The sequence below is a fragment of the Faecalicatena orotica genome (assembly GCF_003149245.1).
GTDB lineage: Bacteria > Bacillota > Clostridia > Lachnospirales > Lachnospiraceae > Faecalicatena_A > Faecalicatena_A orotica.
Map to the genome: position 1 here is coordinate 343,604 of NZ_QGDL01000002.1, position 13,673 is coordinate 357,276.

The following is a 13,673-nucleotide window of genomic DNA, read 5'->3' on the forward strand; positions in this document are numbered from 1 at the left end:
AAATGAGCAAAGAGAATCATGTAAATGAAAGTATTTTAAATGCTGAAATCAAGGAGTGGCAGAAGAAAAACCGGATCGACCATATGACCTATCTCCCGGGGATGGAAGTAATCGAATCGGAAATTCAGGAACAGGTATTATCTGCCATGAATACATACGATTACAACAAGTATACAGAAGCGGATGTCCGGCGTGCATTGGCACGCGACAGCCGCACACCGGAGGATTTTGCGGCGCTTCTATCCCCTGCGGCGCTGCCCCTTTTGGAGGAACTCGCACAGTGTGCAAGAATAGAGACGAGGAAGCATTTCGGAAACGGTGTAAATATGTTTACCCCTGTCTACATAGCCAATTACTGTGAAAATTTCTGCATTTACTGCGGGTTTAACTGTCATAACAAGATTAACCGGGCACAGCTTGGCGAGGAAGAGATCGAGAAGGAGATGAAGGCGGTTGCAGAAAGCGGGCTTGAGGAAGTCCTGATCCTGACAGGGGAGAGCAGGGCAAAATCCAGTGTGGAATATATCGGAAAGGCCTGTGAAATTGCACGAAAATATTTTAACGTCATCGGTCTGGAGATATATCCCGTGAATTCGGATGAATACGCTTATCTCCACAAATGCGGTGCTGATTACGTGACAGTATTTCAGGAAACCTACAATGCAGAAAAATATGAGACACTCCACCTGGCCGGGCATAAGAGAATCTTCCCGTACAGGCTGAATGCACAGGAGCGTGCACTCAGAGGCGGGATGCGGGGCGTTGGTTTTGCGGCGCTGCTCGGACTGGACGATTTCCGCAAAGACGCATTTGCGACGGGAATGCATGCCTGCCTGCTCCAGAGAAAATATCCGCACGCCGAAATCGCATTTTCCTGCCCGCGGCTGCGCCCGATTATCAATAACGAGAAGATCAATCCGATGGATGTCCATGAACCGCAGCTCCTTCAGGTAGTTACGGCCTACAGACTGTTTATGCCATATTCGAGCATAACGGTTTCGACAAGGGAATGTGCACGGGTAAGGAACAATCTTGTCAATATTGCGGCCACGAAGATTTCCGCCGGCGTCAGCACGGGAATCGGCGAACACGTGGAAGACATCGAAGAGAAGGGCGATGACCAGTTTGAAATATCGGACGGGCGTTCGGTGGAGGAGGTCTATCAGGATCTGCTTGATCTGGATCTGCAGCCGGTCATGAAGGATTATCTGTATGTGTAGGGGGGAAGATTGTTATAAAAATATCATCGCGGTTACAAACAGAAATTTATGTAACCGCCCTTACATGGAGCAAATCGAAAGAATCTGCTCCAGGCATCCGAAAGCGGTGCTGGTCAGAGAAAAAGATTTGCCTGTGGATGAGTATGCCCGGCTTCTGGCACAGGTGCAGGAAATCTGTCTCAGATATGGCGTGCAATGCATTGCACATACTTATACATATGCGGCTGTACAATGCGGAATTGATGTGATTCATTATCCCCTGAATCTTCTGCAGGATGAGATGCTTCACCACGTATCTAAGAAAAAAATAGTTCATATAAGGAAGAAGGGAGCTTCGGTACATTCCGTTGAAGAGGCACTTCTGGCAGAAGCGCTGGGAGCAGATTACCTTACGGCAGGACATATTTTTGAGACCGGATGCAAACCGGGAGCAGCACCCCGTGGGAAAGATTTTTTACGTTCCGTCTGCACAGCCGTGAAGATTCCGGTCTACGCGATCGGCGGGATGAGCGCGTCGGAAAAATGCGTGGAAAGTATGGTTTTATGCGGCGCAGCAGGCATATGTGTGATGTCAGAATGTATGCAATGGTAAAAGTGCACAAAATTTATTTTTGTAATTATTAGACAAAAAAATGTCAAAAATGTTGGAAACCCCCGTAAAATCAAAGGACTCCGTTAAAAATTTCACTAATAAAATTTCTATTAAATTTTTATAAATTCTGTGCAATTCCACATATTGAATTGTTGGCAAATATACTATATTATTTTAGTGAATAGGTAAAATAAATAGATTTATAGAATCACACTATAATCTAAGAACAGGGGGATCAGCCATTGGAAGCATTGGGAGAAATTGTTGTAAAGGTGAATGATTTTCTGACGAGCTATTTATTGATCGTAGTACTCGTCGGAGCAGGAGTCTGGTTTACAGTCAGACTGGGATTTGTTCAGATCAGAGGGTTCAAAGAGGGCTGGAACCGGACATTTGGGGGCCTGTTCAAAAAGCAGGGAGCAGCCGGGGCAGACGGTATGTCATCTTTCCAGGCACTGGCAACAGCAATTGCTGCACAGGTAGGTACAGGTAACCTGGCAGGAGCGGCAACAGCAATTGCAGTCGGAGGTCCGGGAGCGATCTTCTGGATGTGGGTCAGCGCATTCTTTGGAATGGCAACGATCTATGCAGAGGCCATGATGGCACAGAAGTACAAAGTTGTCGGAAAAGACGGCGTGGTTACCGGCGGTCCGGTATACTACATAAAGGCAGCCTTTAACAACAATATGTTCGGTAAGATACTTGCCGGGATCTTTGCAGTTTTAATTATTTTTGCATTAGGCTTCATGGGAAATGCGGTACAGGCCAACTCCATCGGAGACGCATTCAACGGAGCATTTGGTATCAATCCTGTTATCGTAGGCGTGATTGTTGCCATCCTTGCATTCCTGATTTTTGCAGGAGGTATCAAACGTATCGCTTCTGTAACAGAAAAAGTCGTACCAATTATGGCATTGTTCTATATCATTGGTTCACTTATCGTAATTTTTGCTAACTTCAAGAATATTCCGCTTGCATTTGAAGAAATCTTTGTAGGTGCATTTGCTCCTCAGGCAATCGGCGGCGGTGTACTTGGGGCAACAATCCAGAGAGCAATGCAGAAAGGTGTTGCGCGTGGACTGTTCTCAAATGAAGCAGGTATGGGTTCCACACCTCATGCACATGCAATTGCAAAAGTAGATCATCCGGCAGAGCAGGGCTTTGTAGCAATGATGGGAGTCTTCATTGATACATTCGTTATCCTTACATTAACAGCACTTGTTATCATCACAACACGCTCGGTAACACCAGATGGTTCTTTAACAGGAACAGCGCTGACACAGGCAGGATTTACAGCAGTATTCGGTAAATTCGGATCAATCTTTATCGCGATTTGTATGTTCTTCTTTGCATTCTCTACCATTATTGGATGGTATTTCTTTGGAGAAGCAAATATAAAATACTTATTCGGACCGAAAGCCGTAAAGATTTACACAGTTCTGGTATGTGTATGTGTAGTACTTGGTTCTGTTGCAAAGGTAAGCCTTGTATGGGATATGGCAGACTGCTTTAACAGTATGATGGTTATTCCGAATATCATCGGCCTTGTATTCTTAAGTAAGGTAGTTAAGAGCGTACATGACGACTACTATAATAACTTCAGAAAGAACAAATTAAAGAAATAACTACCCTGCGTGAGATCGAAAGGTCTCACGCTTTTTCGTTTTTCAACAGAATTGATCTTACAAGAAGAGGAATATTTTTACAAAAAAAGCCCACACTAAAGAAAAAATGAAAGAAGGTATTATGTGTGGGAGAACAGACGGTAAAACTATTGAATGAATGCAGCAAAGGCTGTAAAATGGGAATCGACAGCATCGAACAGGTCAGGAAGTTCATCACGGAAGATGCAGAATTGGAGAAAGTAATCGGGCATTATGATGAAAAATACAAGAGGCTGGACGAAGAAACCGTACAGCAGCTCCGTAAATGCGGGGAACCCGAAAAAGAACCACCCATAATGGCGGAAGCCTTTTCCTGGATGACGACAGAGATGAAACTTATGGTCAAGGGTAACCGCAGAGAGGTGGCAAAACTCATGATAGATGGCTGCAGCATGGGAATCAAATCAATTAGCGAGGCCCTCAACAGCAATACGGAGGCGGAAGAACCGGCGAAGTCCATAGCAAAAAAATTAGTCAAAGCCCTTGAAGATTTCATGAAGGATATGAAGCCGTTTTTGTAGCTTCGTCTCTGATTTCCCTGAAAGCTCTTGACGAAGCTATTTTGGTAAGCATATAATAATAGAAACGAAAACCCAACATGCCACTTTATCAAGCGGACTACGTTGGGTCTTTTCCTTATTTTGATACTATAATGAAGTCGATTATTATGCAGGAGGATACAAGAGATGAAGAGAATGACATTGGGAACCAGCAGTCTGGAAGTTCCGGTAATCGCGGCGGGATGCATGAGAATTAATGCTCTGGATGAGGAAGGCCTGGAGAATTATATCAATAAATGCATGGAACTTGGCATGAACTTCTTTGAACATGCAGATATTTACGGCAGCGGAAAATGTGAGACGCTGTTTGCAGAAGCATTTGAACATACAGAGTTCAGACGCGAGGATATTATCCTCCAGTCCAAATGCGGAATCGTGCCTGGTGTTATGTATGACTTTTCCAAGGAACATATTATTAAATCCGTAGAAAACAGCCTGAAAAGACTGAACACAGATTTTCTGGATGTTCTGGTGCTCCACCGTCCGGATGCCCTTGTAGAGCCAGAGGAGGTTGCGGAAGCATTTGACCTTCTAAACGCATCAGGGAAGGTCAGAAACTTTGGTGTATCGAATCACAAGCCGATGCAGATAGAATTGCTGAAGAAGTATGTCAAGCAGGACATTGTGACAGACCAGCTTCAGATGAGTATTCCATTTTCCAATATGATCGCCAACGGTCTGGAAGTGAACATGCTGACAGACGGGGCAGTAGACCGTGACGGCAGTGTTCTGGACTACTGCAGGCTGAAAGATATGACGATTCAGGCATGGTCACCATTCCAGTATGGATTCTTTGAAGGCGTGTTTATCGGCAGCAGCAAGTATCCGGAACTGAACCAGCAGCTGGAGGATCTGGCTGAGCGTTATGATGCCACACCAACTACAATAGCAACAGCATGGATATTAAGACATCCGGCCCATGTTCAGATGATCGCAGGGACAACCAACCTGAACAGGCTGGAAGAGATCGCACAGGGAAGCGAAATAAACCTGACGCGGGAAGAGTGGTATCAGATTTATTTGAGTGCGGGGCATATACTGCCTTAGGTTTCGAATAGAGTCCGCCCGGCGTAACCGGGGAAGGGGCTTATGGGAATACGGGTTTTGACGAAAAGCAGCCCTATATGAAAACGAGCGGGAAATGGCGGCACCGCCGGCATGCGAGTAAACGCTGGATGCGTTTACTCTGTAGGCCGGCTTGAAATCAGGCTTTGTAAGCCTGATTTCAGCCTTCATTTCCCGCTCGTTTTCATTTAGGGCTGCTAATCATCAAAAGACGCATTCCCATAAGCCTCTTCCCCGGTTACTCCGGGCTGCTTTATTCGAATCGGAAGGTAGTGACTCAAATGAGAAATGATTCCTATTTATCTGTGATTTCGCTGTGCAGTTCCTGTAAGGATTTTACATCCCCGTTGCCGTGTTCTTTCACGTACTTGATTCCTTTGGCTGTGGCTCTTGCGGCTGCCATTGTGGTCATGTATGGGATTTTTCCTTTGATTGCTGCTTTTCTTAAGTAACTGTCATCGTGGGCGCTGTCTTTTCCTACCGGTGTGTTGACGATGAGGTCTATCTTTCCGTTGGTGATCAGGTCCAGGATGTTTGGTCTGCCTTCGTAGAGTTTCTTTACTTTCTCAGCTTCGATTCCGTTTTCACGGATCAGGTCGTAGGTCGTTCCTGTCGCTACAATTTTAAATCCGTCTTCAGCAAAGCTTTTTGCGATCTCTACAACTTCTGGTTTGTCCTTGCGGCTTACGGAGATCAGTACAGTTCCTGACAGCGGGAGTTTTGTCTGGGTTGCTTCCTGAGCCTTGTAGAAGGCTTCACCGTAGGAGGCAGAGAGTCCTAACACTTCTCCTGTGGAACGCATTTCAGGTCCGAGTACCGGGTCTACTTCCTGGAACATGTTGAACGGGAATACGGCCTCTTTGACACCGTAGTTCGGGATGTTCTGTTCCTTTAATGACGGCACCGGAGACGGTCTTCCTGTAATTTCGGAAGTGATAATGTCGGTAGCGAGCGGCACCATGCGGATGTTGCAGACCTTGGATACAAGCGGCACGGTTCTGGATGCACGTGGGTTAGCCTCCAGTACATATACTTTTCCATTCTCGATTGCGTACTGCATGTTCATGAGGCCCTTGACATGCATTTCTTCTGCAATTTTTCTTGTATATTCTTTGATCGTTTTTACATTTTCTTCTGAAATGTGTACAGAAGGGATGATACATGCGGAGTCACCGGAGTGTACGCCGGCAAGCTCGATATGCTCCATAACTGCAGGAACGAATGCATGTGTTCCGTCACTGATTGCATCTGCTTCACACTCCATTGCGTGATTCAGGAAACGGTCGATCAGGATCGGGCGGTCAGGTGTAACGCCTACCGCAGTCTGCATGTAGTTGGACATACTTTCATCATCATACACAACTTCCATTCCACGTCCGCCTAATACATAGGACGGGCGAACCATAACCGGGTAGCCGATTTCCTTTGCGATATTGATTGCTTCGTCTACGTTAACAGCCATTCCGGATTCCGGCATCGGGATTTCCAGTTTTTCCATCATTGCACGGAACAGGTCACGGTCTTCTGCAAGGTCGATGACAGACGGTGCGGTTCCCAGAATCTTCACGCCGTTCTTTTCTAGGTCTGCCGCAAGGTTCAGTGGTGTCTGCCCGCCAAACTGCGCGATGACACCGACCGGTTTTTCTTTCTTATAGATACTTAAGACGTCTTCCAGAGTCAGAGGCTCGAAGTAAAGCTTGTCTGAGGTATCGTAGTCTGTGGAAACTGTTTCCGGGTTGCAGTTTACGATAATCGTCTCAAAGCCAAGTTTCTTTAATGCAAGTGATGCATGTACACAGCAGTAATCGAACTCGATTCCCTGTCCGATACGGTTTGGACCTCCGCCCAGAATCATGATCTTCGGCTTGTCTTCGTTTACCGGGTTTTTATCTTCTGCATTGTAGGTGGAGTAGTAGTAAGCACTGTCCGGTGTGCCGCTAACGTGAACGCCTTCCCATGCCTCTTCCACGCCGATCTCAATGCGGCGGTTTCTGATATCATCTTCCGGAATCTCCAGAATCTGGCTTAAATATTTATCGGAGAATCCGTCTTTCTTTGCGGAAGCCAGCAGTTCATCTGAAGGGAGGTGTCCTTTTTCTTTTGCGACAGCTTCCTCTTCCTCAACCAGTTCTTTCATCTGTGTAATGAACCATTCCTTCACTTTTGTGATCCCGTGGATTTCTTCCACAGATGCACCCTTACGGAGTGCCTCATACATAATGAAATGGCGCTCGCTGGATGGCGTGATCAGGAGATGGAGGAGTTCTTCTTTTGTTTTGGAAGCGAAGTCTTTTGCATAGCCAAGTCCGTAACGTCCGGTTTCCAGACTGCGGATTGCTTTCTGGAAAGCTTCTTTATATGTCTTTCCGATGCTCATAACTTCACCGACTGCACGCATCTGTGTCCCGAGTTTGTCCTCGACGCCTTTGAACTTTTCAAATGCCCAGCGTGCGAATTTGATGACTACATAATCTCCGTCAGGAACGTACTTATCCAGGGTACCGTATTTGCCGCACGGGATATCTTTTAAGGTCAGTCCGGTAGCAAGCATAGCGGAGACAAGTGCGATTGGGAAACCAGTTGCTTTGGAAGCAAGGGCGGAGGAACGTGAGGTTCTCGGGTTAATTTCAATGACGATGATTCTGTCGCTCACCGGATCGTGTGCAAACTGTACGTTTGTACCGCCGATTACCTGTACGGATTCCACGATCTTGTAGGCCTGTTCCTGAAGACGTTTCTGGCACTCTTCAGAGATTGTCAGCATCGGCGCGGAACAGAAGGAATCACCGGTATGCACTCCGAGCGGGTCGATGTTTTCGATGAAGCAGACGGTGATCATGTTGTTATCTTTGTCGCGGACAATCTCAAGCTCCAGCTCTTCCCAGCCAAGGATCGATTCTTCCACCAGTACTTGTCCGACAAGGCTGGCCTGGAGACCGCGTGCACATACGGTCCTTAATTCATCCCTGTTATAAACAAGTCCGCCGCCGGCGCCGCCCATCGTGTATGCGGGGCGCAGAACAACCGGGTATCCAAGTTCGTCAGCGATTGCAAGTGCTTCCTCAACGGTATAGGCAACTTCACTTCTTGCCATTTCGATACCAAGTTCATTCATGGCTTTTTTAAATTCGATACGGTCTTCCCCGCGTTCAATGGCATCTACCTGAACACCGATAACCTCTACGTCGTATTTTTCCAGAATACCTGCCGAAGCAAGCTCCGAACATAAATTCAGTCCGGACTGGCCGCCAAGGTTCGGGAGCAGCGCGTCAGGACGTTCCTTTGCGATAATCTGTTCCAGTCTCTCCACGTTCAGCGGTTCGATGTAGGTAACATCTGCTGTTTCCGGGTCCGTCATAATAGTCGCGGGATTGGAGTTCACCAAAACGATTTCATAACCTAAATTTCTGAGTGCCTTACAAGCCTGGGTGCCGGAGTAGTCAAACTCACATGCCTGCCCGATGATGATCGGGCCTGACCCGATGATAAGTACTTTGTGAATGTCTGTTCTCTGTGACATACTTTGTCCTCCTATTTATTTTAAATTTATGAATTGGCATAACCTGTCAAATAACATTATAGTAGACAAGGGCAGTGGAAGTAAAGAAAATTATCGCGAAGATGAGCGTATATTGTAAAAAAATGTCTAAATATGAAAAGCATATAAAGGCCTGTAATAATTCTTAATAAGCAGATATAATAAATATAGAAGAAACAGGATCACTTATCCTGAAATACAAAATAAAAATATAAATCCCCACTTGACTTTGACGCTGCGTCAACTGGTATATTCGAATTACGGCAGGAGGTAAGACTTATGGAATACAGTATCAGACAGGTATCGGAAATCGCGGGTATCAGTGCACGTACCCTGCGTTACTACGACAGCATCGGATTATTGAAGCCGGCAGGTGTCCGGGAATCGGGATACCGTTACTACGGGGAGCGGGAACTGGAGCTGCTGCAGCAGATTTTATTTTACCGTGAACGCGGGCTTAAGCTGGAACAGATTGCAGAGATTCTGTATGGTGACAATTTCGATATCATGGATGCTCTCCATGAACATCTTGAGGAGCTTGAAAAACAGCAGCTTAGGATCAACAGTATGATAACTGCCGTGAAGAAGACGATCTCGTCAATGAAGGGAGAAATTACGATGAGCAATCAGGAAAAATTCGAAGCATTCAAAAGGGATGCTGTTATGAAAAACGAGGAGGCTTATGGTCAGGAGATCAGAAGCAGATACGGGGATGCAGAAGTGGATGGATCAAATCAGAAACTGTTGAATATGACAGAAGAGGAATATGAAGACTTTCAGAGGCTGGAAAAAGAGATTTGTGAAAGTTTGAATGCGGCCGTACGGACTGAGGAAGAACCCGAGAGCGAAGCAGGAAAAAGAATTGCCGGGCTTCATAAGGAATGGCTGTGTATGATCTGGAAGAAATATTCCGTACAGGCACATATTGGTGTGGTGCAGATGTACACGGCAGATGAACGGTTTACGAAATATTATGACAGTGACGTACCGGGCTGTGCAGGATTCTTAAAGGCAGCAGTTGAATACTGGGCCGCAAAATTGTCATAGGGTATGAAAAAGGGGATGCCTTCACATAAGAAGCGCATTCCCTTTTCGGGGTGTTTATTTATACATCCAGTATTTTTCCATCGGTAGTGAATGTGACAACCTGCCACGGGATCATTTTTTTACTGTTAATCAGCGCAGTTTTCACAGCCTGCTCAAGTCCGCCGCAGCAAGGGACTTCCATGCGTGCGACGGTGACACTCTGAAAATGGTTATGGGTCAGGATTTCGGTCAGTTTTTCTGCATAATCCACCGCGTCAAGTTTCGGACAGCCCACCAGTGTGATTTTCCCGCGCATGAAATCTTTGTGGAAGTTTGCATAAGCGTAGGCGGTGCAGTCGGCAGCAATCAGAAGCTTCGCATCTTCAAAATAAGGGGCTGTGACAGGGGCAAGCCTGATCTGTACCGGCCATTGACGCAGCTGGCCATCCGTTTTTTCTTCCTGATGCTTTTTTACAGCATCGGCATCATAGGCAGCGGCCTTGCGCTCTACAAAACTGATGGCATTGGCGGGGCAGACCGGAAGGCAGTCCCCCAGTCCGTCACAATAATCGTCCCTCATGAGACGGGCTTTGCCGTCAACCATTTCGATTGCACCTTCGTGACAGGCTTCGGCACACAGACCGCAGCCGTTACACTTTTCTTCGTTGATTTCTATAATTTTTCGTATCATTTTGAATCCTCCTGGTTTTCTACAAGCATTTCTACAAGCATTCATACCCACAGTCTGATGCAGGACTTTGACTTGATATACGTATTGTACTATACTTTAAAATATAATCATGTTGTTAAAACAACGAAATTAGAAAAAGATTGTATAGGTGAAAAAAATGGATTATCAGTTTATTGCGGATACAGAATTATTTAAGGGATGCACAAAGCAGGAGGCAGAAGAGATGCTGGGGTGCCTGGGGGCGCAGGAAAAATCTTTTCCGAAGGAGTACACCATCTTTCATGCGGGGCAGGCCATACACAAAATGGGACTGCTGCTGTCAGGCGGGATTCACATTGTGAGGACAGATGTGTGGGGGAACCAGAACATTATCGGGAATATAATGCCGGGGGAGGTGTTTGCGGAGACTTATGCCTGTATATCTGAAGAGCCGATGTTCGCGGATGTGATTGCGGTCAGGCCATCGGAAGTCCTGTTTCTGGATGTATGGAAGGTTATGAGCACATGTGCTTCCTCGTGCAGCCACCATCAGCGTCTGATTAGGAATCTGGTGACGATCATGGCGTCGAAGAACCTGAATCTGACGCAGAAGATCAATCATATTACACCGAAAACGATCAGGGAGAGGCTTTTGTCCTATTTGTCACAGGAGGCCCTGCGCCAGGGAGGACAAAGTGTGGTGATACCATTCAACCGGCAGCAGCTGGCCGACTATCTGTCAGTGGAACGAAGCGCCTTGTCGGCGGAACTGTCCAGAATGCAGAAGGATGGGCTGCTGACGTATAAGAAAAATCAGTTTAGGCTGGAAACCCGGTCCGAAGAGTAACGCTTCTTGTACAACACGTGAAAACAGGCTATAATATAAAACAGAGTGTGCTTTTTTCAAAAAGCACGAAAAAAGTATGATGTAAAAACAGGAGGCAGGTATGGATTTAAAATCAATAGGCCTTACCGGTATCGGCAATGCCAGACAGCTCGGCGGCTATACCGGGGCGGATTCAAGGCGCATTAAAAAGGACGTACTGCTGCGCACGGGAAAATTGGCGGATGCTAAAGAAGGGGATCTGGACCGTCTGAAGAATGTATATCACCTGACGGAAGTGGTAGATTTCAGGACAACATTTGAGAGAGAGGCGGCGCCTGACCCTGAGATTGAGGGTGTGTGCAGCTACCACTTTGGTATTCTTGACGAATCAGCGAAAGAGAATCAGGGAATGGCGGCGGCTGCGGCAGGAGGTGCGTTTCCGCTGGAAAAGGTGATGGGGTTCATTACGAGCGGTGCGATGGAGAATATGTATGTAGATATTGCACTAAGCCCGGTATCACAGAAAGGATATTCTAACTTTTTTGAGGTCCTTCTCAATCATGGGGAGGGAGCCATTCTGTGGCATTGTACAGCAGGAAAAGACAGGGCGGGATTTGGTTCTGTATTGATTTTGTCTGCATTGGGCGTAGACAGGGAAACAATTCTGGAAGACTACATACTTACGAACCAGTATTACCGCGAAAACATTGAGCAGTTAGAACAGTTTATCCGAAGCAAAGGGCTCCCAGAAGAGGCCGTAAAAGCGGCGAAGTCAATGGCCGGGGCAGAACAGGCATATCTGGAAAAAGCACTGGATACGATTGATAAAAACTACGGGTCGATGGATGCTTATCTGGAAAACCAGCTTGGGCTTTCTGTTGATAATAAACAAAAACTCCGGGATAAATATCTCGAAAAATGACAGACTGTTACTTTACGTCTGGAAGTTTAATGTGGTACACTGTATGCTGTCACGGGCTGTTACTGTGCAGACCCGTACTGTACTGATGAAAATTTGTTTTGAGAAGGAGAATAAAACATGGGTGGTTTTTTTGGTGTGGCGTCTAAGACTAACTGTACATTAGAGCTTTTCTACGGCGTGGACTACCATTCTCATCTGGGAACCAGAAGAGGTGGAATGGCAACATTTGGAGAAGACGGATTTCAAAGAGCGATTCACAATATTGAGAACTCACCGTTCCGTACCAAGTTTGATAAAGATGTGGAAGAATTAAGTGGAAATTTAGGGATCGGCTGTATTTCCGATTATGAGCCGCAGCCGCTTTTAATCCAGTCACATCTTGGAAGTTTTGCAATTACAACGGTCGGTAAGATTAACAATATGGATGAACTGCTGGATAAGGTATATGAGAACGGACACACTCATTTCCAGGAGATGAGCGGCGGCCAGATTAACGCTACGGAACTGATTGCATCCCTGATCTGTAAAGCTGACACGATTACCGCCGGAATACAATATGTACAGAAGATTGTAGACGGGTCGATGACTCTGCTTCTGATGACGCCGGAAGGACTATATGCGGCCAGAGACAGGTATGGCAGAACTCCGCTTGTAGTTGGCAAAAAAGAGGACGCATACTGTGTTTCCTTCGAAAATTTCGCATACATTAATCTTGGATACAGTGATTATAAAGAACTGGGACCTTCTGAGATCGTATTTATCACACCGGACGGTGTTGAGACGGTAAGCCCTCCGGGAGAAGAGATGAAAATGTGTTCTTTCCTATGGGTATATTATGGTTATCCCACGTCTTCTTACGAAGGGGTCAATGTAGAGGAGATGCGCTACAAATGTGGAAGTATGCTTGCAAAGCGTGATGCCGGCAGTGTAACACCCGATGTTGTTGCCGGGGTGCCTGATTCCGGAATCGCCCATGCGATTGGTTATGCCAATGAATCAGGGATCCCCTATGCCCGCCCGTTTATTAAATATACACCAACCTGGCCCCGTTCTTTCATGCCGACCAACCAGAGCCAGAGAAATCTGATTGCAAAGATGAAGCTGATCCCGGTTCAGGCACTGATTGAAAATAAAAAACTGCTTCTCATTGATGACTCTATCGTAAGAGGGACACAGTTAAGGGAGACGACGGAATTTCTTTACCAGAGCGGTGCAAAAGAAGTACATGTGCGTCCGGCATGCCCGCCGTTATTGTTTGGATGTAAATATTTGAATTTCTCCCGCTCTAAATCAGAACTGGACCTGATTACCAGAAGAATCATTGAAGAGCGTGAGGAGGAAGTAACACCTGAAATCCTGGCCGAGTATGCAGACCCATGCTGCAAGCGCTATGAGGAAATGGTGGAAGAAGTTCGCAGACGCCAGAATTTCACGAGCCTGCGCTATCACAGGCTGGATGACCTGGTGGAATCTATCGGGCTTCCGGCATGCAAGCTCTGTACGTACTGCTTTGACGGAAAAGAATAGGACCTGATTAAAATGGATATAAGAAAACTCCCGGCAGAACAGGCTCTGCGGGGAGTTTTTTGC

The 13,673-nt window shown here is 46.3% G+C and carries 11 protein-coding genes; 9 read left to right on the plus strand and 2 right to left on the minus strand.

All coding sequences use genetic code 11. The features are described 5' to 3' along the window. Window positions 1-2 precede the first annotated feature (2 nt). The 5 genes from thiH to A8806_RS05405 all read left to right on the plus strand — a co-directional run bounded on the left by thiH (window position 3) and on the right by A8806_RS05405 (window position 5,083). Window positions 3-1,220 carry a 2-iminoacetate synthase ThiH gene (gene thiH / locus A8806_RS05385; protein ID WP_109730148.1) on the plus strand — a complete coding sequence of 406 codons (1,218 nt, stop codon included), beginning with the start codon at window positions 3-5 and terminating at the stop codon, window positions 1,218-1,220. Beyond that, the gene (locus tag A8806_RS05390; protein ID WP_109730149.1) at window positions 1,213-1,812 is read left to right on the plus strand and encodes a thiamine phosphate synthase; all 600 of its coding nucleotides are present in this window, start codon (window positions 1,213-1,215) and stop codon (window positions 1,810-1,812) included. Before thiH ends, A8806_RS05390 begins: the two co-directional genes overlap by 8 nt. Before the next feature lie 242 nt (window positions 1,813-2,054). After that, a complete protein-coding gene (locus tag A8806_RS05395) occupies window positions 2,055-3,437 on the plus strand; it encodes an alanine/glycine:cation symporter family protein (protein WP_109730150.1) in 1,383 nt (460 codons plus the stop codon). Window positions 3,438-3,562: 125 nt separating this feature from the next. Then, window positions 3,563-3,997 carry a hypothetical protein gene (locus A8806_RS05400; RefSeq protein WP_109730151.1) on the plus strand — a complete coding sequence of 145 codons (435 nt, stop codon included), beginning with the start codon at window positions 3,563-3,565 and terminating at the stop codon, window positions 3,995-3,997. A gap of 165 nt (window positions 3,998-4,162) precedes the next feature. Continuing rightward, the gene (locus A8806_RS05405; RefSeq protein ID WP_109730152.1) at window positions 4,163-5,083 is read left to right on the plus strand and encodes an aldo/keto reductase; all 921 of its coding nucleotides are present in this window, start codon (window positions 4,163-4,165) and stop codon (window positions 5,081-5,083) included. A 313-nt stretch (window positions 5,084-5,396) separates the two neighbouring features. Here the strand turns inward: A8806_RS05405 and carB are convergent, their stop codons facing one another. Further along, window positions 5,397-8,621 carry a carbamoyl-phosphate synthase large subunit gene (gene carB / locus A8806_RS05410; RefSeq protein WP_109730153.1) on the minus strand — a complete coding sequence of 1,075 codons (3,225 nt, stop codon included), beginning with the start codon at window positions 8,619-8,621 and terminating at the stop codon, window positions 5,397-5,399. 297 nt (window positions 8,622-8,918) lie between these two features. Between carB and A8806_RS05415 the strand changes: the two genes are divergently transcribed. Next, entirely contained in the window at window positions 8,919-9,686 is a 768-nt protein-coding gene (locus A8806_RS05415; RefSeq protein WP_109730154.1) for a MerR family transcriptional regulator, read from the plus strand. A 58-nt stretch (window positions 9,687-9,744) separates the two neighbouring features. Here the strand turns inward: A8806_RS05415 and A8806_RS05420 are convergent, their stop codons facing one another. After that, complete coding sequence (locus A8806_RS05420) at window positions 9,745-10,356, minus strand: 4Fe-4S binding protein (RefSeq protein ID WP_109730155.1); 612 nt, start codon at window positions 10,354-10,356, stop codon at window positions 9,745-9,747. Between the two features lie 157 nt (window positions 10,357-10,513). On the opposite strand from A8806_RS05420, the gene A8806_RS05425 reads away from it, so the two are divergent. The 3 genes from A8806_RS05425 (at window position 10,514) to A8806_RS05435 (ending at window position 13,610) form a co-directional block, all read left to right on the plus strand. Next, window positions 10,514-11,182, plus strand: coding sequence for a Crp/Fnr family transcriptional regulator (locus A8806_RS05425; protein WP_109730156.1), 669 nt, complete (start codon window positions 10,514-10,516; stop codon window positions 11,180-11,182). Between the two features lie 100 nt (window positions 11,183-11,282). Further along, on the plus strand, window positions 11,283-12,083 hold the full coding sequence (locus tag A8806_RS05430; protein WP_109730157.1) for a tyrosine-protein phosphatase: 801 nt from the start codon (window positions 11,283-11,285) through the stop codon (window positions 12,081-12,083). A 117-nt stretch (window positions 12,084-12,200) separates the two neighbouring features. Further along, window positions 12,201-13,610 carry an amidophosphoribosyltransferase gene (locus A8806_RS05435; RefSeq protein ID WP_109730158.1) on the plus strand — a complete coding sequence of 470 codons (1,410 nt, stop codon included), beginning with the start codon at window positions 12,201-12,203 and terminating at the stop codon, window positions 13,608-13,610. Window positions 13,611-13,673: the final 63 nt, after the last annotated feature.

Bases quoted from the DNA above. Each gene is read 5' to 3' on its own strand.
- A8806_RS05390 (WP_109730149.1), top strand. From the start codon at position 1,213: ATGTGTAGGGGGGAAGATTGTTATAAAAATATCATCGCGGTTACAAAC.
- A8806_RS05415 (WP_109730154.1), top strand. From the start codon at position 8,919: ATGGAATACAGTATCAGACAGGTATCGGAAATCGCGGGTATCAGTGCA.
- A8806_RS05420 (WP_109730155.1), bottom strand. From the start codon at position 10,356: ATGATACGAAAAATTATAGAAATCAACGAAGAAAAGTGTAACGGCTGC.
- A8806_RS05430 (WP_109730157.1), top strand. From the start codon at position 11,283: ATGGATTTAAAATCAATAGGCCTTACCGGTATCGGCAATGCCAGACAG.
- A8806_RS05425 (WP_109730156.1), top strand. From the start codon at position 10,514: ATGGATTATCAGTTTATTGCGGATACAGAATTATTTAAGGGATGCACA.
- A8806_RS05405 (WP_109730152.1), top strand. From the start codon at position 4,163: ATGAAGAGAATGACATTGGGAACCAGCAGTCTGGAAGTTCCGGTAATC.
- carB (WP_109730153.1), bottom strand. From the start codon at position 8,621: ATGTCACAGAGAACAGACATTCACAAAGTACTTATCATCGGGTCAGGC.
- thiH (WP_109730148.1), top strand. From the start codon at position 3: ATGAGCAAAGAGAATCATGTAAATGAAAGTATTTTAAATGCTGAAATC.
- A8806_RS05435 (WP_109730158.1), top strand. From the start codon at position 12,201: ATGGGTGGTTTTTTTGGTGTGGCGTCTAAGACTAACTGTACATTAGAG.